This is a genomic window from Pseudomonas khavaziana (assembly GCF_036704165.1).
Taxonomy (GTDB): Bacteria; Pseudomonadota; Gammaproteobacteria; order Pseudomonadales; family Pseudomonadaceae; genus Aquipseudomonas; species Aquipseudomonas khavaziana.
Window position 1 is genome coordinate 928,159 of the sequence record NZ_CP129946.1, and the last position, 19,725, is coordinate 947,883.

The 19,725-nt window shown below is 62.4% G+C and carries 13 protein-coding genes; 9 read left to right on the top strand and 4 right to left on the bottom strand.

The genetic code is table 11. From position 1 onward, the window contains the following. Nucleotides 1–39: 39 nt before the first annotated feature. Both QYQ93_RS03995 and speA read left to right on the top strand, forming a co-directional pair. Nucleotides 40–411 (top strand): translation initiation factor Sui1, encoded by a 372-nt coding sequence (locus QYQ93_RS03995; RefSeq protein WP_043049484.1) that lies wholly within the window; start codon nt 40–42, stop codon nt 409–411. Nucleotides 412–553: 142 nt separating this feature from the next. Next, entirely contained in the window at nt 554–2,467 is a 1,914-nt protein-coding gene (gene speA, locus QYQ93_RS04000) for an arginine decarboxylase (protein ID WP_046070724.1), read from the top strand. Between the two features lie 111 nt (nt 2,468–2,578). Here speA and QYQ93_RS04005 read toward each other — a convergent pair whose 3' ends face one another. Beyond that, a complete protein-coding gene (locus tag QYQ93_RS04005) occupies nt 2,579–3,922 on the bottom strand; it encodes an MATE family efflux transporter (protein WP_338476381.1) in 1,344 nt (447 codons plus the stop codon). A 287-nt stretch (nt 3,923–4,209) separates the two neighbouring features. On the opposite strand from QYQ93_RS04005, the gene QYQ93_RS04010 reads away from it, so the two are divergent. Further along, on the top strand, nt 4,210–9,108 hold the full coding sequence (locus QYQ93_RS04010; protein ID WP_338476382.1) for an alpha-2-macroglobulin: 4,899 nt from the start codon (nt 4,210–4,212) through the stop codon (nt 9,106–9,108). A 136-nt stretch (nt 9,109–9,244) separates the two neighbouring features. Here QYQ93_RS04010 and QYQ93_RS04015 read toward each other — a convergent pair whose 3' ends face one another. Then, nucleotides 9,245–9,538, bottom strand: coding sequence for a hypothetical protein (locus QYQ93_RS04015; RefSeq protein ID WP_043049487.1), 294 nt, complete (start codon nt 9,536–9,538; stop codon nt 9,245–9,247). Between the two features lie 91 nt (nt 9,539–9,629). On the opposite strand from QYQ93_RS04015, the gene pbpC reads away from it, so the two are divergent. The 6 genes from pbpC to QYQ93_RS04045 all read left to right on the top strand — a co-directional run bounded on the left by pbpC (nt 9,630) and on the right by QYQ93_RS04045 (nt 16,564). Next, nucleotides 9,630–11,960, top strand: coding sequence for a peptidoglycan glycosyltransferase PbpC (gene pbpC / locus QYQ93_RS04020; protein ID WP_338476383.1), 2,331 nt, complete (start codon nt 9,630–9,632; stop codon nt 11,958–11,960). Between the two features lie 161 nt (nt 11,961–12,121). Then, nucleotides 12,122–12,430, top strand: coding sequence for a MazG-like family protein (locus tag QYQ93_RS04025; RefSeq protein ID WP_003188211.1), 309 nt, complete (start codon nt 12,122–12,124; stop codon nt 12,428–12,430). After that, the gene (locus tag QYQ93_RS04030) at nt 12,423–13,172 is read left to right on the top strand and encodes a methyltransferase (RefSeq protein WP_338476384.1); all 750 of its coding nucleotides are present in this window, start codon (nt 12,423–12,425) and stop codon (nt 13,170–13,172) included. The genes QYQ93_RS04025 and QYQ93_RS04030 overlap by 8 nt, the downstream gene beginning before the upstream one ends. 24 nt (nt 13,173–13,196) lie before the next feature. Then, nucleotides 13,197–13,799, top strand: a complete 603-nt coding sequence (locus tag QYQ93_RS04035; protein ID WP_338476385.1) for a DUF4136 domain-containing protein — start codon at nt 13,197–13,199, stop codon at nt 13,797–13,799. Between the two features lie 44 nt (nt 13,800–13,843). Next, nucleotides 13,844–14,401: a DUF4136 domain-containing protein gene (locus QYQ93_RS04040; RefSeq protein WP_034117535.1), complete on the top strand. Its 558-nt coding sequence runs from the start codon at nt 13,844–13,846 to the stop codon at nt 14,399–14,401. Nucleotides 14,402–14,617: 216 nt separating this feature from the next. Continuing rightward, nucleotides 14,618–16,564 (top strand): pilus assembly protein TadG-related protein, encoded by a 1,947-nt coding sequence (locus tag QYQ93_RS04045; RefSeq protein WP_338476386.1) that lies wholly within the window; start codon nt 14,618–14,620, stop codon nt 16,562–16,564. Here QYQ93_RS04045 and QYQ93_RS04050 read toward each other — a convergent pair. Together QYQ93_RS04050 and QYQ93_RS04055 are read right to left on the bottom strand one after the other, a co-directional pair. Beyond that, a complete protein-coding gene (locus tag QYQ93_RS04050; RefSeq protein WP_338476387.1) occupies nt 16,549–19,287 on the bottom strand; it encodes a PAS domain-containing sensor histidine kinase in 2,739 nt (912 codons plus the stop codon). The genes QYQ93_RS04045 and QYQ93_RS04050 overlap by 16 nt on opposite strands. Continuing rightward, nucleotides 19,284–19,721, bottom strand: a complete 438-nt coding sequence (locus QYQ93_RS04055; protein WP_046070734.1) for a TadE/TadG family type IV pilus assembly protein — start codon at nt 19,719–19,721, stop codon at nt 19,284–19,286. The genes QYQ93_RS04050 and QYQ93_RS04055 overlap by 4 nt, the downstream gene beginning before the upstream one ends. Nucleotides 19,722–19,725: the final 4 nt, after the last annotated feature.

The following is a 19,725-nucleotide window of genomic DNA, read 5'->3' on the forward strand; positions in this document are numbered from 1 at the left end:
GCTGGCCGATCAGTCTTCATCCTCCGAAGAGGATTGCCGGTGGCCAAAAAAGCCGCATCCTTCGCTGCCCTGGGTGGCCTGGTATTTTCCACCGACGCAGGTCGACACTGCCCGGACTGTCGCCAGCCCGTGGACGCCTGCATCTGCAAACAGACCCTGATCCCCGAAGGCGACGGTATTGCCCGCGTACGCCGCGAGAGCAAAGGCCGTGGCGGCAAGACGGTGACCACCATCACCGGCGTGCCCCTGGCTGAAGATGCGCTCAAGGAGCTGGCCACCACGCTGAAAAAGCGCTGTGGCACCGGTGGCGCATTGAAAGACGGGGTCATCGAGATCCAGGGTGACCACGTCGAACTGCTGTTGGCCGAGCTGATCAAGCTCGGGTACAAGGCCAAGAAGTCCGGCGGCTGAAAGCCTCTTCCCAACCTGTATCTAAACTCTGTCCGGGGAGTGGGGTCTACCCTGCTCACAGGCAAATCGTCATTTTCATTCTTTAGACTGCGCCAGCCTCCGTGAGAGGTGGCGCCTTCGCCTTCATTTATAGGGGACTTCGATGTCCGTACGACGCACACGCAAAGACGATGGCAGCCAATGGACAGTTGCGGACAGCCGCAGTGTTTACGGGATTCGCCATTGGGGGGCCGGGTATTTTGCGATCAATGAAGCCGGTCGCGTAGAAGTCCGTCCGAACGGCCCGAACAGCACGCCCGTCGACCTCTACGAGCAAGTCGATGAGCTGCGCAAGAGCGGCCTGTCATTGCCGCTGCTGGTGCGCTTCCCCGATATCCTGCAAGACCGCGTGCGCCAGTTGACCGGCGCCTTCGATGCCAACATCGAACGCTTGGAATACCAGAGCAAGTACACCGCGCTGTACCCGATCAAGGTGAACCAGCAGGAAGCGGTGATCGAGAACATCATCGCGACCCAGAACGTCTCCATCGGCCTGGAAGCCGGCTCCAAGCCTGAGCTGCTGGCGGTGCTGGCCCTGGCGCCGAAGGGCGGCACCATCGTCTGCAACGGTTATAAAGACCGTGAATTCATCCGCCTGGCGCTGATGGGCCAGAAGCTTGGCCACAATGTATTTATCGTGATCGAGAAGGAATCCGAAGTTGAGCTGGTGATCGAAGAGGCGGCGAGCCTCAAGGTCAAGCCTCAGGTCGGCCTGCGCGTGCGCTTGTCGTCCCTGGCGTCGAGCAAATGGGCGGACACCGGTGGCGAGAAATCCAAGTTCGGCCTGTCGGCGGCACAGCTGCTGTCGGTGGTCGAGCGCTTCCGCGCCGCCGGCCTGGACCAGGGCATCCGCCTGCTGCACTTCCACATGGGCTCGCAGATTGCCAACCTCGCCGACTACCAGCACGGGTTCAAGGAAGCCATCCGTTACTACGGCGAACTGCGCAACCTCGGCTTGCCGGTGGATCATATCGACGTCGGCGGCGGCCTGGGTGTGGACTACGACGGTACCCACTCGCGTAACGCCAGCTCGATCAACTACGACATGGACGACTACGCCGGCGTGGTCGTGGGCATGCTCAAGGAATTCTGCGATGCGCAGAGCCTGCCTCACCCGAACATCTTCTCCGAAAGCGGCCGCTCCCTGACCGCTCACCACGCCATGCTGGTGGTGCAGGTGACGGACGTCGAGAAACACAACGACGAAATCCCGCTTATCGAAAACAAGGAAAGCCTGCCGGAAACCGTGCAATGGCTGGTGGACCTGCTGGGCCCGACCGACATCGAGATGGTCACCGAAACTTACTGGCGCGCCACCCACTACATGAGCGACGTGGCCACCCAGTACGCCGACGGCAAGCTGACCCTGGCGGAAAAAGCCCTGGCCGAACAGTGCTACTTCGCCGTGTGCCGCCGCCTGCACAACTCGCTGAAAGCCCGCCAGCGCTCGCACCGCCAGGTGCTGGACGAACTCAACGACAAGCTGGCGGATAAGTACATCTGCAACTTCTCGGTGTTCCAGAGCCTGCCGGACACCTGGGCCATCGGCCAGGTCCTGCCGATCCTGCCGCTGCATCGCCTCGACGAAGAGCCGCTGCGCCGTGCGGTATTGCAGGACTTGACCTGCGACTCCGACGGCAAGATCAAGCAATACGTCGACGAGCAGAGCATCGAGACCAGCTTGCCGGTGCACGCCTTGAACGAAGGCGAGGACTACCTGCTGGGCATCTTCCTGGTGGGCGCTTACCAGGAAATCCTCGGTGACATGCACAACCTGTTCGGTGACACCGACTCGGTGAACATCTACCAGCGTGAAGATGGTTCGGTGTACAGCGCCGGGATCGAGACCCATGACACCATCGAAGACATGCTGCGCTATGTGCACTTGTCGCCGGAAGAGTTGATGACCCATTACCGTGACAAGTGTGCGAGTGCGAAGATCTCGGCGTCTGAGCGCACCCAGTTCCTGGATGCGTTGCGCCTTGGGCTGACGCGTTCTTCCTACCTGTCCTCGTAATATATGTGGGAGGGGGCTTGCTCCCGATAGCGGTGGATCAGTCAATGAATCTGTTGACTGACACTCAGCTATCGGGAGCAAGCCCCCTCCCACATTTGGATTTGCATTCCTTCAGTTTGCTCCCAGCCACAGCCCTTGCCGATTCAAGCGCCAGGCTATCGCCCAGAGTGTCAGGCTGCGCACCGCCATGAACAGCAGGAAGGTTACCCACAACCCGTGGTTACCCAACCCCTGCAACGCCCAGGCAACCGGCAGCACCAACACCACCGTCAGCAACATCCCATTGCGCATCTCGCGCGCCCGCGTTGCGCCGATAAACAGGCCATCGAGCAAGTAACTCCACACCGCAATCAACGGCAGTACCGCGAGGTAAGGCAGGTAGATGTCGGCCGTTTCGCGCACGCTGGGAATGTCTGTTTGCATGGCGATAAACAGATGGCCGCCGAAGGTGAACAGCAGGGCGAAGCCGACGCTGGCGATCAGTGACCAGCCGCAGGCAACCACCAGCGAGCGGCGCAATGCCTGTCGGTCATGGGCGCCGATGGCGTGGCCGCACAGGGCTTCGACGGCGTGAGCCAGGCCATCCAGCGCATGGGCCGTCAGCAACAGGCCATTGAGCAGCAAGGCATTGGCGGCGACCGTGGCATCCCCCAGCCGTGCGCCTTGCACCGTAATCATGAAGAACACCGACTGCAGGGCCAGGCTGCGGATAAAAATGTCGCGGTTGACCGCCAGCAACGGCCGCCAGCTTTGCCAGCGTTTGAGCGCGACCCAGGCGATATGACCGGGGTAGGCGCGCAGGGCTTTTTGCGTGAGGGCCAGGCCGAGCAGGGCGCCGGTCCACTCGGCGATCACCGAGGCGCGCGCGGAGCCGACCACGCCCCAGTCCAGGCCAAGTACGAACCACAGGTTAAGCGCAATGTTCACAAGGTTGGTGGTCAGCAGAATCGCCAACGGCGCCCGCGCATTCTGCGTGCCGAGGAACCAGCCAACCAGCGCATAGCTGGCGAGGGCGGCGGGCAGGCCGAACAGACGGGCGTGGAAGAATTCGCGGGTCAGTTGGTTCAGTTCAGGGGAGGGCTGCATCCATTCCAAAGCCAGATGGCTCAGGGGAATACCTACCGTACCCAGCAACGTCGCCAACCCCAGCGCCAGCAGCAAGCCTTGCAACAGGATTTGCCGCAGCGCCGCCCCATCGTTGCGCCCGGCGGCCTGGGCGGCGAACCCGGTGGAACCCATGCGCAGGAAACCCATGGCCCAGGCCAGGAAGGTATATAGGCTGGCGCCGACGGCCACGGCGCCCAGTTGATGGGCGTGGGGCAAGTGGCCGATGACCATGCTGTCGACCAGGGCCACCAGCGGCACGGAGATATTCGACAGGATCATCGGCGCGGCCAGAGCCCAAACGCGGCGATGGGTGGGGCGGTGGTGCCAGTCGGAGAGCAGGGTGGACATGGAGGCTCCTTGGTGGAGCGGCATTGTACCTGCCTACCAGACTCAATGTGGGAGGGGGCTTGCTCCCGATAGCGGTGTGTCAGTCACTAATATTCTGACTGATCCACTGCCATCGGGAGCAAGCCCCCTCCCACATTTTGATCTCCAGTGGCTGTGGGATTTGGCTTAGTCTGGAGAGCACCCAGAACCAACCCTCCCTCCGTCGGTCAATGTGATCAGCGCCACAGCGGCCCGGCCGGCGCTGATATATAGTTCACCCCTCGGTTCCCTCTGACTACGAGTGCCCCATGCTTAACAAAGGACTGTTCCTCGCTTGCGCGCTGGCCCTGCTGAGCGCCTGTGATTCTTCCGATAAACCCGCTGCACCGTCGGCTCCCCCCGCCCCAAGCGTGGCGCCTGCACCTGCCAAGGCGGCGGTGGACGTGGCGGCGTTGAAGCAGCGCTATGCCGGGCGCGAGTTAAGCGTGGTGGACGTGTCCGAAGTGCAGTTGGAAGGGGCGAGCACCTTATCGGTGAGCTTTTCCATTCCCCTGGACCCTGAGCAGAAATTTGCCGATAAATTGCACTTGGTGGACAGCAAGTCCGGCAAGGTCGATGGCGCCTGGGAGCTTTCCGACAACTTGATGGAGCTGCGCCTGCGTCACCTGGAGCCGCAGCGCAAGCTGGTGCTGACAGTGGACGCCGGGGTGAAGGCGGTCAACGACAACCAGCTCGCCGCCGAATACACCGCCCGCCTGGAAACCCGCGACCTGCAAGCCACCGTCGGCTTCGCCAGCCGCGGTACGCTGCTGCCGACGCGCCTGGCCGAGGGCCTGCCGGTGATCGCGCTGAATGTCGACAAGATCGACGTCGAATTCTTCCGTATCAAGCCTGAATCCCTGCCGTCGTTCCTGGCGCAGTGGGGGCGCAATACCAGCCTGCAAAGCTATGAGTCCCGGGAACTGCTGCCCATGGCCTACCTGGTCTACGGCGGGCGCTTCGACTTGAACCCGGCGCGCAATACCCGCGAAACCCTGTTGCTGCCGATCGCCGGTCTCAAGCAGTTGCAGCAGCCGGGCGTGTACCTGGCGGTAATGCGTGCTTCGGGCACCTACAACTATTCGCAACCGGCCACGCTGTTTACCTTGAGCGATATTGGCCTGTCGGTGCACCGCTATGCCAATCGCCTGGATGTGTTTACCCAGGCGTTGGAAGGCGGCAAGGCGCTGAACGGCGTCGAGCTGGAAATCCTCGATGCCGAAGGCCGCGCGCTAGGCCAGGGCAAGACCGAAGACGGTGGACACGCTGAGCTGGCGCTGCCGAAAAAAGCCCAGGTGCTGCTGGCCAAGCAGGGTGAACAGACCAGCCTGTTACGCCTGGACAGCGCCGCGCTGGACCTTGCCGAGTTCGATATCGGTGGGCAACCGTCCCACCCGTTGCAATTCTTTGTGTTCGGCCCGCGTGACCTGTATCGCCCCGGCGAAACCGTGCTGCTCAATGCGTTGTTGCGCGACAAGGATGGCAACGCGGTCAAGCCGCAGCCGGTGAGTGTCGAAGTCCGCCGACCGGATGAACAGGTAAGCCGCAAATTTGTATGGGAGGCCGATGCCTCCGGCCTCTATCAATACCCGCTGCAACTGGCCGCTGAAGCACCGACCGGGCGCTGGCAGCTGGTGTTCGACCTGGGCGATGGCAAGCCGCAGCTGTATGAGTTCCTCGTCGAAGACTTCCTGCCCGAGCGCCTGGCTCTGGAACTCAAGGGCAGTGACACGGCGCTGAGCCCGGCGGATAAGCCGGTTATCCAGGTCAACGGCCGTTATCTGTATGGCGCGCCGGCATCCGGCAATCGGGTCAGCGGCCAAGTCTATGTGCGCCCGCTGCGTGAAGCGGTCAAATCCCTGCCTGGCTATCAGTTCGGCTCCGTCACCGAAGAAGAGCTGAGCCAGGATTTCGAGTTGGACGAAAGCGTACTCGACGCCAACGGCGAGGGGGCGCTGACCCTGGAAAGCAAATGGGCCGAGGCCAAGTCGCCGCTGCAATTGATTGTGCAAGCCAGCCTGCAAGAGTCGGGCGGGCGGCCGATCACGCGGCGCCTGGTGCAGCCGATCTGGCCGGCCGAGCAATTGCCGGGCCTGCGCGGGCTGTTTGATGGCAAGGAAACCAATGGCGATGGCCCGGTGGAATTTGAAGTGCTGGTGGCCAACCAGAACGGGCAGAAACTCGCCGCCCAAGGCCTTAAAGTGCGCCTGGTGCGCGAGCGCCGTGACTACTACTGGAACTACTCCGACAACGATGGCTGGAGCTACCACTACAACGAGAAATTCCTCAACCTCGACGAGCAGACCCTGGACATCAAGGCTGGCGACACCGCCAAGGTCAGCTTCCAGGTGGAGTGGGGCCCTTACCGCGTAGAGGTTGAAGACCCGCAGACCGGCCTGGTCAGCAGCGTGCGCTTCTGGGCCGGCTACCAGGCCCAGGACAACACCGAAGGTGGCGCCGTGCGCCCCGACCAGGTCAAGCTGGCACTGGATAAACCCGCTTATGGCGACGGCGATACCGCTAACGTCACCGTCACCCCGCCGGCTGCCGGTAAGGGCTACCTGCTGGTGGAATCTGCCGAAGGCCCGCTGTGGTGGCAGGAAATCGACGTGCCGGCCGAAGGCAAGAGCTTTGCGGTCAAGCTCGACCCGAAATGGTCGCGCCATGATCTGTATGTGAGCGCCCTGGTGATCCGTCCCGGCGAGCGCAAAGCCAATATCACCCCCAAGCGCGCCGTGGGGCTGTTGCACCTGCCGCTGGACCGCACCCAGCGCAAGCTCGGCCTGACCCTCACCGCGCCGGAAAAAATGCGCCCCAAACAACCGCTGACGGTGAAAATCGCCGCCAGGAATGCCGATGGCAGCGTACCGAAACAGGTGCATGTGCTGCTGGCGGCGGTGGACGTGGGCATTCTCAATATCACCGAATACCCCACGCCCGATCCCTACTCCAGCCTGTTCGGCCGCAAAGCCTATGGTGTCGATCAGTTCGACATCTACGGCCAACTGATCGAAGCCGGCCAGGGGCGCCTGGCCAGCCTGGCGTTTGGTGGTGACGCGGCATTGGCCAAGGGCGGCAAGCGCCCGGACACCAGCGTGACCATCGTCGCCCTGCAAAGCGCGCCGGTGACACTGAACGACAAAGGCGAAGGTGAAGTCAGCGTCAACATTCCCGACTTCAACGGTGAACTGCGCCTGATGGCCCAGGCCTGGAGCGATGATCGCTACGGCATGGCCGAAGGCAAGACGGTGATCGCCGCGCCGCTGATCGCCGAATTGTCGGCGCCGCGTTTCCTCGCGGGAGGCGACCAGACCACTTTGGCCCTGGACCTCTCCAACCTGTCGGGCAAGGCGCAGAAGCTCGATGTGCAATTGACCGCCGAAGGGCAGTTGGAGCTGGTCAACAGCGGCGCGCAATCGGTTGACCTCAAGCAAGGCCAGCGCACCACCCTGCGCATCCCGGTGAAGGCCTGGGGCGGTCTGGGCCAGGGCAAGATCAAGGTCAGCGTGAATGGCCTGGACCTGCCGGGGGAAAACCTGCCGCCGTTCAGCCGCGAATGGACCTTGGGTGTACGCCCGGCGTATCCGGCGTTGCTCAAGCACTACCGTGCAGTACTTAAGGATCAGCCATGGAGCCTGCCTGCCGGTACGCTGGACCAGTTCGATGCCTCCGGGCGCGAAGCGCTGTTGAGCCTGTCGAGCCGGCCACCGTTGAACCTGGGTGCACAGATCAGCGCACTCAAGGCCTACCCTTATGGGTGCCTGGAACAAACCGCCAGCGGCCTGTACCCATCGTTGTATGCCGATGACGCGCTGCTCAAGCGCCTGAGCATCAAGGGCGAGCCGGATGCCGAGCGCAAGCGCAAGATCGAGTTGGGCATCGAGCGCCTGCTGGGCATGCAACGCTACAACGGCAGCTTCGGTTTGTGGGGCGCCGACGGCGAGGAGGAATATTGGCTGACGGCGTACGTGACCGACTTCCTGCTGCGCGCCCGCGACCAGGGCTTTGCCGTACCGCCTGAAGCCTTGAAGAAGGCCAGCGAGCGCCTGCTGCGGTATGTGCAGGAGCGTAACCTGATCGAAGTCGACTACAGCGACAACGCCGAGCACACGCGGTTTGCCGTGCAGGCTTACGCCGGCATGGTGCTGGCGCGCAGTCAGCAGGCGCCGTTGGGAGCGTTGCGCAGCCTGTTTGAACGGCGCAGCGATGCGCGCTCCGGGTTGCCGCTGGTGCAGTTGGCCATCGCCTTGCAGAAAATGGGCGATCAACCACGTGCGGATCAGGCGCTGTTGGCCGGGTTGGCGGCACAGCGCAGTAGCAAAGAATGGCTGGCCGACTATGGCAGCCCGTTGCGTGACCAGGCGATGATCCTGGCATTGCTGGAAGAAAATGACTTGGCCAAGGGCCAACGCGAAGAGCGTTTGTTCACCCTGTCGGACCAGTTGGCCGCCAGCCCGTATCTATCGACCCAGGAGCGTAATTCACTGTTCCTCGCCGGGCGTCTCGGGTTTGCCAGACCGGAAGCCAACTGGCAGGTGTTGCTCACCGGCAGCGGCGGGGCGCATGAGTTGAATAACCAGCAATCGACCCTGGCGTTGGAGGGCAAGGTGTTGTCCAGCGACCTGGCCTTGAGTAATCAGGGTGAAGCGCCGGTGTATCAGCAATTGACGATCTCGGGTTATCCACAGGTGCCGCCGGCCGCCGGTGGTGAAAACCTGAGCATCCGCCGCGAATACCTGGGCATGGACGGGCAGCCGCTCAACCTGCGCGGCCTCGCCAGCGGCGATCTGGTGCTGGTGCACCTGGCCGTCAGCGCCAAGCAGCGTGTGCCGGATGCCCTGGTGGTGGACCTGCTGCCCGCCGGCCTGGAACTGGAAAACCAGAACCTGGCCCAAAGCGCCGCCAGCCTGGAAAACGCCAGCAGCCAGGTGAAGCAATGGCGCGAGTCGATGCAGAATGCCTCGCTCAAGCATCAGGAGTTCAGGGATGACCGCTATGTGGCGGCGATGAACCTGGATGGCTATGGCACCACGCACTTGTTGTACCTGGCGCGTGCGGTGACACCGGGAACCTACCGCGTGCCGCCGCCGCAGGTAGAGTCGATGTATCGGCCGAACTGGCAGGCGGTGGGTGAGACGCCCGTGGATATGGTGATCAAGGGCCGCTGATCGCTGAATGTGAAATGGGACTACTGTGGGAGGGGGCTTGCTCCCGATAGCGGTGGATCAGTCAAAACATTATTGGCTGACACTCAGCTATCGGGAGCAAGCCCCCTCCCACAGAGGACTGGGGCTGTCAGATAAATCAGTGCACAACCCAACTGAGCAGCCACAGGCCCAGCAGCAGCCAGATGATGCCCATGATGATCGAGGCCCGCATGAAGGCGCGTACCGCCGAGTACAGCAAGAGCAGGCCGACGATCAGGGTGATGATGCTGATGATCGAGGTGTCCATGCCCAAGGTGCGCGACAGGCCATCGATAAAGTTGCCGCCGGCGTGGGTCAAGGCCCCGAACAACCCGCTCAGACCGTCGACGATGAACCGGATGACGGAGCCGAGCGCCTGGCCCAACCATTCGAAAAAGCTTTCTACCTGCATGTGCGTGTCCTGAATAAGAAGGTGGGCGTGACTGTGCCTTTGGTCGTTATTGCCACAGGCTAGTTCCCTACAAGCATAGAGGTTTGCCCGCTTGAATTTGCGTTTTGTTGCCCGCTGGACCCTGGCGAGCCTGCTGTTGGTGATTGCCTTGCTGTGGCTGGCTGATCGGATCTGGCCATTGCCCTTGCCCCAGGACGACTTGGCCCGGGTGGTGCTGGCCGAGGATGGCACACCACTGTGGCGGTTTGCCGATGCCAATGGGGTGTGGCGCTATCCGGTGCATACCAGCGAAGTGTCGCCGTATTATCTCGATGCATTGCTCACTTACGAAGACCGCTGGTTCTACCAGCACCCCGGGGTCAACCCGTTGGCGCTGGTACGGGCGACGTGGCAAAACCTCACAGGTGCACGGGTGGTCTCCGGCGGCAGCACCTTGTCGATGCAAGTCGCACGTTTGCTCGACCCGCATTCGCGCACCCTGCACGGCAAGTTGCGTCAGCTGTGGCGCACTGCGCAGTTGGAATGGCACCTGTCCAAGGACGAAATCCTCAACCTGTACCTGAACCGTGCGCCCTTCGGCGGTACGTTGCAGGGTGTGGCCGCGGCGAGTTGGGCGTACCTGGGCAAGTCGCCGTCCCAACTGACCCACGCCGAAGCCGCGTTGCTCGCAGTATTGCCCCAGGCGCCGAGTCGCTTGCGCCCGGATCGGCACCCGCAGCGCGCCCAGGAGGCCCGCGACAAGGTGCTGCGTCGCCTCGCCGAGTTCAAGGTATGGCCGCAATCGGCGGTCGATGAAGCCCTGGAAGAACCGCTGCTGCTCGCCCCGCGCCTGGAACCGAGCCTGGCGCCATTACTCGCACGCCGCCTCAACCGTCCGGACAGCCCGCCGCTGATCCGCACCACCCTGGATGCCACCTTGCAACGGCGTCTCGAAGACTTGCTGCTGGGCTGGCGCGCACGGCTGCCGGAGCACACCTCGGCAGCGATTTTGGTGGTCGAGGAAGAAAGCATGGCGGTGCGCGCCTACCTGGGCTCGGTGGATATCAACGACACCAAGCGCTTCGGCCATGTGGACATGATCAGCGCGCTGCGCTCGCCCGGCTCCACGTTGAAACCCTTCCTGTATGGCATGGCCCTGGACGATGGTCTGATCCACTCCGAGTCGCTGTTGCAGGACGTGCCCAGGCGTTATGGCGATTACCGGCCGGGAAATTTTTCCATGGGCTTTACCGGGGCCGTGCCGGCGAGCACGGCGCTGTCCAGCTCGTTGAACCTGCCGGCGGTGCAATTGTTGGAAGCCTACGGGCCCAAGCGTTTTGCCGCACAGATGCGCATCGGCGGCATGCCGTTGGCGCTGCCGGCGCTGGCCGAGCCGAACCTGGCGCTGATCCTCGGTGGCGCGGGCAGTCGCCTCGAAGACCTGGTGAGCGGCTACAGCGCCTTGGCCCGTGACGGCAAGAGCGCCACCCTGCGACTGCAGCCGGACGATACGCTCAGGGAGCGGCCATTGCTTTCACCCGGGGCGGCCTGGATTGTGCGGCGCATCCTCAGCGGCCAGGCACGGCCCGACCGCGACCCGCGAGCGGAGCTGGTGCAACGCCCGGTGCTGGCGTGGAAAACCGGCACCAGCTATGGCTTTCGCGATGCCTGGGCAATTGGCGTGGGCCCGCGTTATTTGATCGGTGTATGGATTGGCCGTCCGGACGGCACACCGGTTCCGGGCCAGTTCGGCCTCGCATCGGCAGCGCCGTTGATGTTGCAGGTCCATGACGTACTGACCAATCGTGACAGCCAGCGCGGCATCAGTGCGCCGGTCAAACCGGTGCCGGCGAATATCGGCGTGGCAGCGATCTGTTGGCCCATGGGCCAGCCCATGGCCCGCAGCGACCCCAATTGCCGGCGTCAGCGGTTTGCCTGGACCCTGGACAACACCACGCCGCCAACCTTGCAGGCACTGGACCAACCCTTGAGCGTAGGCTTGATGGAAAGCATCTGGGTCAACGCCAAGGGCTTGCGGGTCGACGCCCATTGCCCTGGCGCACAGGTCAAAAACATTGCCCTGTGGCCGGCGCCGCTGGAGCCCTGGTTGCCAAGGGTCGAACGCCGTGAAGCACGCATCCCGGCCCCTGACCCGGACTGCCCGCCACCGGCGCTGGCCGCGTCGTCGCCGTTGTCCATCGTCGGCGTACGCGAAGGCGACCAACTGCGCTTGCCGGCTGCCAGCCAACAAACCCTGCGCCTGAAAATCTCCGCCCTGGGCGGCAGTGGTCGGCGTTGGTGGTTCCTCAATGGCGCGCCGTTGGGTGATAGCGCCAATCAGGATAATATCAATGCCAGTTTCGAGCGGTTGGGCCGCTATCAGCTAAGCGTTCTGGATGAGGCTGGGCAAACCGCCAGGCTTGAGTTCAGCGTTGTTGATTAGGGCCTCATCGGGGTGTAAGCCCCCTCCCACATTTTGAAAGTATGCACAAATCAAAGTGTGGGAGGGGGCTTGCCCCCGATGGCGGCCTTGAGCACACCACCGCTATTCACTTGCCTTCATTCCCCATCCCCCTGAAGCTATACCCATTCAGGAGTCCCCCAATGAACCTCGAACACCTCACCGAACGCCTGCACCGTATCCGCGATACCAACGACTGGAAGCAATTCCACAGCCCGAAAAACCTGGCCATGGCCGCCAGCGTGGAAATGGCCGAGCTGGTGGAAATCTTCCAATGGCTTACCGAAGACCAGTCCCGCCAGCTTCCCGCCGACAAACTCGCCCACGCGGGCCAGGAAGTCGGCGATATCGTGTTGTACCTGCTGTTGCTGTGCAGTGAACTGGGCCTGGATATGAACGAAGTCGTGCGCGCCAAGCTGGCCGACAGCGAACGGCGGTTTGCCCATGAGTGATCGTCATTTCGACCAGTTGGCCACGCGTTTCGCGGAAAAAATCTACGGCGGCGCCAAGGGCGCGATTCGCCTGGCGGTGCTCCAGGCCGACCTGGCCGAAGCCTTGCCACAGCGCCCGTTGCGCGTGCTGGATATCGGCGCGGGCCTGGGGCATATGTCACTGGGGCTGGCCGAGCGTGGCCATCAGGTAACCTTGGCCGAGCCCGCCGCGCCGATGCTTGAAGGCGCGCGCCAGCGCTTTGCCGACGCCGGCCAGACCGCGACGTTTATCCATGCGCCCTGGCAAGACTTGCCCGGCCAGCTCACCGAGCCTTACGATCTGGTGCTGTGCCATGCCGTGCTGGAATGGCTGGCCGAACCCCACGCCATATTGCCGGTGCTGCACCAATTGACGCTGCCCGGCGGCTGGTTGTCCCTGGCGTTCTACAACCGTGATGCGTTGATCTACCGCAACCTGCTCAAAGGCCACTTCCGCAAAATGCGCAAGAACGACATGGCCGGTGAAAAGCAGAGCCTTACGCCGCAACAGCCCCTCGACCCACGGGAGCTGGCGGCGCAACTCGAAGGGATGTGGCAGGTCGAAAGCCAAAGTGGCGTGCGGGTGTTTCACGACTATATGCCGATGGAGTTCCAGGCCCGCGCCGATTTGCAGGATTTATTGGAGATGGAGCTCGCTCACCGTCGTCACCCAAGCTTTGCCGGACTTGGGCGTTATTTGCACTGGGTCTGCCGTCCGGTTTAAGCGGCCCAGCCTGCGGAGGTCGAAATGCGTCGTCTCTGTTTGATCCTGTTATCGCTCGGTCTGGGGGCTTGCTCCAGCCCCAACCCCTATGTCGCCACGTCGGCACAGATGCCGCCGGCTCCGGCCCAGGCGGCCACTACTTTTGATGCCAGTGCCTACCCGGCGCCCGCGCGCGACTATGGCGCCTACCGCAGCTGGGGCTGGCTCAACGGCCAATTGCCCGCGGGCACGGCCTGGGCCGATTCGGCGCAAATTGCCGAAGCGGTCAGCGGCGCCCTCGACCAGCGCGGCCTGCGCCCCTTGCATGACAAGCGTGCACCCGACTTGTTGGTGAGCGCCGATGTACGCCTGGAGAAACGCCTGCGCCAGGTGCAGGACGACTATGGCTACGGTTACGGCGGCTATAACCGCTACGGCAACGGCTATGGCATGTACAACAGCGTGCCCGTGGTGCGCACCTATGAAGTGACGGTGGCAGTGGCGCGTATCAGCCTGTTCGACGCCCGCACCCGCCAGCCGGTGTGGAGCACCAGCGCGGAAACCACCAGCCAGGGCAGCCTGAGCGAACGCGCCGACAGCTTGCGCAAGGCGATGCAGAAAGCAATGGCTGCCTATCCGCCCAGTTAGCAGCTATTCTCATTTCAGGCTCACGTTGTTTTTGGAGAAGTGCCATGTTTCGTCGTATCGCTGCACTTGCTGTCGTTGTGTTGCTGGGCGGTTGCCAGAGCAACCAGGTCAATCACGATTTCGACGCCAGCCGAGACTTCGGCGCCTACCGCAATTGGGCCTGGAAAGACCCGGCATTGCAGTACCGCCCGGATGATCCGCGAATCAAGAGCGACCTTACCGAGCAACGCATCCGCCAAGCCGTGGGCGAACAGCTTGACCAGCGCGGCCTGCGCCCCGCAGCGGCCGGCACCAAGGCGGACCTGAATGTGCAGGCCTACCTGATCGTCGAAGACCGCCAGCAACAAGTCACCACCAACTATGGCGGCGCCTGGGGCGGACCCTGGAATGGCTACTGGGGCGCACCGATGTACAACGAAACACGCAACATCACCTACAAAGTGGCAACCATCCAGATCGACCTGCTCGACGGCAAGGACGGCAAGTTGGTTTGGCGCGGCAGCGACGAGCAAATGATGGCCAGCACGCCTAATCCAGAGGACCGCAGCAAGGCTATCCGCAGCACTGTGACCAAGATCCTCTCCAACTACCCACCGCACTGATTACCCCCTGTAGGAGCAAGCTTGCTCGCGAAAAACGTCAACGATAACGCGTGCTTCCTGAATCAACGTGGCGCCTGTGAGTTTTTCGCGAGCAAGCTCGCTCCTACAGCATTAGGGCATCTCCGCCAGTCGCCAATGTGGCGAGTTGCCAGCAACCTGCCTGTCCCTTGTCTACACTCCAATGCAACCCCGGTGAGTTAGCGCAGGAGTGCTTCGATGTCTCCCCGATTCGGTTCCAGGCAGCGTGGGGCAATTGGCTTGATGACGGCAGGCACCTTGGCGCTGGCCCTGGTGTTTACGTTGCTGGCGGTCGACAGCGGGCGTTTGTACCTGGAAAAACGCAAGCTGCAGTCGGTTGCCGATACGTCGGCGCTGGAAGCGGCTGGCCTCGGTGGCCAATGCGGCACCAACACTACGGCCAACGCTTATGCCGCGCAAAATGCCTCGCGTAACGGTTTCGTGGTCGGCAATGGCCGCACCCTGGCCGTGACGTGCGGCACCCTGGCGACCAATGCCGCCAACACCCGCGTGTTTACCGCAGATGCTACCAAGAGCGACGCGATTCGCGTGGTGGTCTCCCACACCGTGATGACCAGCATCGCCAACGGCTTGTGGAACCTGTTCAGTGGTGCGCCGCTCACGCCGCAACTCAACCTGAGCGCTACTGCCGTAGCGGCTACACCGCCGCCGGTAGCGCAACTGACAATCCGCAGCAGCCTGGCCAGCGTCGACTCAAGTAAATCCCCCCTGCTTAATCTGGTCATGGGTAACCTGCTCGGCGGCAGCCTGTCGCTCACGGCGGCGAGTTGGAACGGCTTGCTGCAGACCAACGTCAACCTGCTCGGTTACCTCGACCAGTTGGCGATCGACCTGAACGTGAAGGCCGGCGATTACGATGCGCTACTCAGCACGGCCGTCTCCGCCACCCAGTTGATCGACGCCGCGGTGAAGGTCTTGCAGAAAAATGGCGCGGCGGTCACCGCGGTTATCAACGACGTGATTTCGATAGAAGCCATTGCGCCAAACACCAAGCTGTTGACGGTGGGCGACCTGATTGATATCGCCACCGGCACCCCGACGGCGGCGCTGAATTCCAATGTGCAACTGTTTCAGTTGCTCGAAGCAGTGGCGCAGTTATCCAGCAGCAAGAACGCCGTGAGTGCGGCGGCGCAGCTCGCTATTCCGCTGGTGGGCAATGTGTCGATCCAGACCAAAGTCATTGAGCCGCCGCAGTTGTCGGCCATTGGCAACCCGGCGCTGGCAAAGAAGGGCTTGTCGAATAACCCGCCGACCGATCAGATCTTTGTGCGCACCGCACAAGTGCGTACGTTGGTGTCTATTCAGCTGCCTGTGTTGAATGGCATTAATGGGCTGACGTCTGCGGTTTCCGCCATCACCACGCCGGTGACAGGTGTCGTGAATAACCTGTTGCATTTGAATTTGATGAGCTTGCTGGATCCAGTGTTGTGCCTGATTTTGAAGCCTTGTGATCACACCGATGTTCAGTTGTTGAGCGGCCTGGATATCAATATCGAGGTGGCCAGCGCGAGAAGCCATGTTACGGATTTCAATTGTGCGAGCAATGCGGCGAAATCACTGACTGTTCAGGTTGAGACTGCGCTTGCGGATGTTTCTGTAGGAAAAGTGGATGCAGCGCAGGCCTTTTCCTCCGCAGTAAAATCCCAAGTGAATCCTGTAGCCCTCGTGGATATTGGCGTACAGACCTGCAAGGGGATATTTGGCTGTGGTCCACGCAAGGCAGGCGTAGGCGGTAGCTTATCCCTATCCGTCGTCCATGCGACCGTGGGAGGGACGAGTCAAAGTCTGCTGTTTTCTCCGGTCAACGACATGAATCTGGCGCCCACCTACAAGTCTGTTCCTCCCTCGACAGAGGTGGTCAAAGGGCTGGTCAATACCTTGGGGGCGATCCAGGTAAATTATGTTGCCCCAACCGGCAGTGCCCCTGGCGGCATCCTACCGGCGGTGTCGGGCTTACTCGCGACCATTACCAATACGCTGGTAACCGCGATCAAGAACATTTTGTCGCCAGTGCTCGACCCGATTGTGGATGGCCTGTTAAGTGCACTGGGCATCAACCTCGGCAACGCCGAAGTCGGTGCCAACCTTACCTGCCACATGGGTCGGGCTTACCTGGTGATTTGATCCGGTACGATGGGCAATTCCACGCAAAATTTCGCGCCTGCCTCGCCATTGCTGACGCTCAGGCGTCCGCCCATGTTTTCCACGATCCCATAGCTCACCGAGAGCCCCAGCCCGGTGCCGACACCAATTGGCTTGGTGGTGAAGAACGGTTCGAAAATCCGCTCCAGCAAGCGCGGGTCAATCCCGCCGGCATTGTCTTCGACCCAGATGCGTACGTGGCGGCCGTCATGTTCGCTGTGCAGCGCAATCCAGGGGCGCAGTCCGGGGGGCTTTTCGCGTTGGCTGAGCAGCGCGTCGCGGGCGTTGACCATCAGGTTGATCAGCACCTGTTCCAATTGATCGACATGGCCTTTGACCTGCACCGAGAAGTCCGCAGGGCTGATGCGTACTTCCACGCCTTTGCCGCGCAGGCCCTCACTGAGCAGGGCCAAGGTGCCCTCCAGCGCCTGCGCCGGGTCGAAGGGTTGCTGTTCGATTTCCGAGCGGCGGCCGAAGACGCGCATATGGTCGACCACCCGTGCCGCGCGTTGCACCTGGGCGTCGATGCGCTGGAGTTTTTCCGTGAGGTAATCCACTTGTACATCGCCATTGCCCAGGCGCTTGAGCACGTTGACGACGGCCATGTGCATCACGTTCAGCGGCTGGTTGATCTCATGGGCCAGGCCGGTGGCCATTTCGCCGAGGGTGGCCATTTTTGCGCTTTGGGTCAGTTGTTGCTGGGAGCGACGCACTTCGGTGTTGTCGCGGCCTACGGCCTGCACTTCCAATAAGGTGCCGTGTTGATCAAACACGCCACGGTCCGACCACACCCACCAGGCATGTTCACGCCCGGGCAGTTGCAGGCTGATTTCAGCCGTGCTCACCGGGAATTCCGGGGTCAGCCGCGCAATGCGCTGCACAAAGGCGGCGCGCTGTTCATCCGACAGCCATTGGCCCAGGTCGACGCCGGGCAGTTGGGCGGGCAGGCATTCCAGGTAGTTGGCCAACGGGGTGTTGCCGAAGGTCAGGATCAGGTCGGGGCGGTAGCGGCAGATCATTGCCGGCGAGTCTTCCACGAGGATGCGATAGCGCTCCTCACTCTGACGCACCTGTTCAGCGGCCAGGGTCGCCTCGGTCACGTCCAGCCACAAGCCTACGGCCTCCACCGGCAACCCGAGGTCGTCGCGCAACAGTTTGGCTTCGTCGAGCAGCCAGTGGTAGTGGCCTTGTTTGTCACGCAGCCGATAGCGGCTGCGCACGTTGCCTTCGCGCAGCAATTGGCGAGTGCGTTCAAAGTAGAGTTCGCGGTCATCGGGGTGGATCAGCGCCGCCAGGGTGTCGAGGTTGCAGTCGGCCAGGGTCCAGCCCAGCAGTGGTAGCAGGCTGTCGCTGAAAAACGCCGGATGCAGCGCGCCGTTGACGTAGCGCTGCACATAGATCACCGCCGGTGAGCTGGCGATCAGGTTGTCCAGGCGCGCATGGGCAGCGGCGGCTTGCAGTTGCTGATTTTTGATGTCGCTGATGTCGAGCATGAAACCGATCCAGCGCCGCTCATTCCCGACTCCCAGCACTTGCCCCTGTATGCGGTACCAGAGGGGCGCCTGCTCGGCCTCCGTACGCTGCAGACGCACGCTGGTCAGCAAGGGTTTGCCCAAGGCTTGCAGGTCTTGCAGGCGGCTGTTGAGGGCTTGGCGGTCGGCCGGGTGGATCAGTTCGAGCCAGGTGGCGAGAGCCTGGCGGGTGGGGCCTTGCTCCAGGCTCAGGCTGCGCAGCAACTGTGGCGCCAGCTGGATTTCCTGGGTGGCGGGCAACAATTCCCACCAGCCGGTACCGAGCAGGCCTTGCAGGGCTTCCAGCCGTTCCAGTTGCTGGTGATGACGCTGTTCACGCAGGCGACTGAGCAGCGGGGCGGCGAGGGCCGCACACAAGTTGAGCCAATCGCGCTCGCGGGTGTGTTGCGCCTGGCCACTGTAGAAGCCACACAGCAACCACGCCGCGACGCCCTGGCTGTCGCGGTAAGGCACCAGGAAGCCATCGGCATTGCCAAACACGCTGCGCAGGCGCGGGTTGTCACTGCGGCCCTGGGCAATGTCGAGGCTCAGCGGCGTGTTGCCGTTGATGCTGTCCAGGCTGGTGCCCAAGTGTTGCCCGGTTTGCCACAGGGCCGGCGCATCATGGGCGGCATATTGACTGTAGATGCGCCAGCCTTGGTCCTCCTCGTCGAGCAGCGCCATGGCCACGCACGGCATGCGCCAGCGCTGAGCGACGGTGCGCAGGTGCTCGTTGAATACCTGGGGCAGGCGGTTGAGGCTGCACACGCGCAATTGTTCGTTCATCAGGCCGGCGATCTGATGGTTCTGTTCGCGCTGCTGTTCCAATGCCCGGTCGGCCAGCAGGTCAGTAATATCCAGCAAGTGCAGGGCCCAGCCGTCGCCCTCGGGCTCCATCCAGCCGCGGGTATGCAGGACCTGGCCGCCGGCACCCTGAAAGTCCAGGTCCAGGCCGTGGCGTTGCCATTGCTGCGGTGTGCCCTCGACACTCAATGCGCTGTTGGCGCACAGCAAGGCGTGCAGCGGCGGGGTGTTTGTGTGGGTGAAGTGCTGGGTGAGCAAGGGTTGCAAGGTGCCAGCGATGCTCAGCACCTGGCCCAGGTTGTCCAGTTGCAGGTGCAGGCCCAGCGCGATCATGGCCGGCGCGCTGTGGCGCCCGCGCAGGCGCGCGAACAATTTATCCCCTGCCGTCAAAACTGCAGGCTCGAGGTGGCGGTTAGGTTGGCGGGCAGGTTCGGTACGCTGCCAACCCCGGGCAATACCAAGGCCGGTAGCACCGCTTTGATATTGGCCGAGGGGTAGGTAATTTTTACCGTCAGCAAATTATTGGTGTAGGTGGCGGTGATGTAGCCGGGCAAGAACTTCAACGAGCCGGGGATCCAGTTCAATTGAGCCTGCGCCGCATCCTTGGCGCGCTGTACCACCAGTGCCGAATAGCCTGCGGTACTTGGATCCAGGGACACACTGCGGCGCACACCCTCCGCGGCCGCCTGATGAAAGGACTGCATCAACAGCAGCGGCAAGCTGTAGCTGAGCATGCCGTAGAACACCGCAAAGAAGATCACGAAGACCAAGGCAAACTCGATGGCCGCCGCACCTTTTTGCTTTCTCGGGAAGCCTGATTTCATGACT

Coding starts and splice junctions, on each gene's coding strand:
- QYQ93_RS04005 (WP_338476381.1), bottom strand. CDS start 3,922: ATGTCCACCCTGCTCTCCGACTGGCACCACCGCCCCACCCATCGCCGC.
- QYQ93_RS04035 (WP_338476385.1), top strand. CDS start 13,197: ATGCGTCGTCTCTGTTTGATCCTGTTATCGCTCGGTCTGGGGGCTTGC.
- speA (WP_046070724.1), top strand. CDS start 554: ATGTCCGTACGACGCACACGCAAAGACGATGGCAGCCAATGGACAGTT.
- QYQ93_RS04010 (WP_338476382.1), top strand. CDS start 4,210: ATGCTTAACAAAGGACTGTTCCTCGCTTGCGCGCTGGCCCTGCTGAGC.
- QYQ93_RS04045 (WP_338476386.1), top strand. CDS start 14,618: ATGTCTCCCCGATTCGGTTCCAGGCAGCGTGGGGCAATTGGCTTGATG.
- QYQ93_RS04040 (WP_034117535.1), top strand. CDS start 13,844: ATGTTTCGTCGTATCGCTGCACTTGCTGTCGTTGTGTTGCTGGGCGGT.
- QYQ93_RS04015 (WP_043049487.1), bottom strand. CDS start 9,538: ATGCAGGTAGAAAGCTTTTTCGAATGGTTGGGCCAGGCGCTCGGCTCC.
- QYQ93_RS04025 (WP_003188211.1), top strand. CDS start 12,122: ATGAACCTCGAACACCTCACCGAACGCCTGCACCGTATCCGCGATACC.
- QYQ93_RS04055 (WP_046070734.1), bottom strand. CDS start 19,721: ATGAAATCAGGCTTCCCGAGAAAGCAAAAAGGTGCGGCGGCCATCGAG.
- QYQ93_RS04030 (WP_338476384.1), top strand. CDS start 12,423: ATGAGTGATCGTCATTTCGACCAGTTGGCCACGCGTTTCGCGGAAAAA.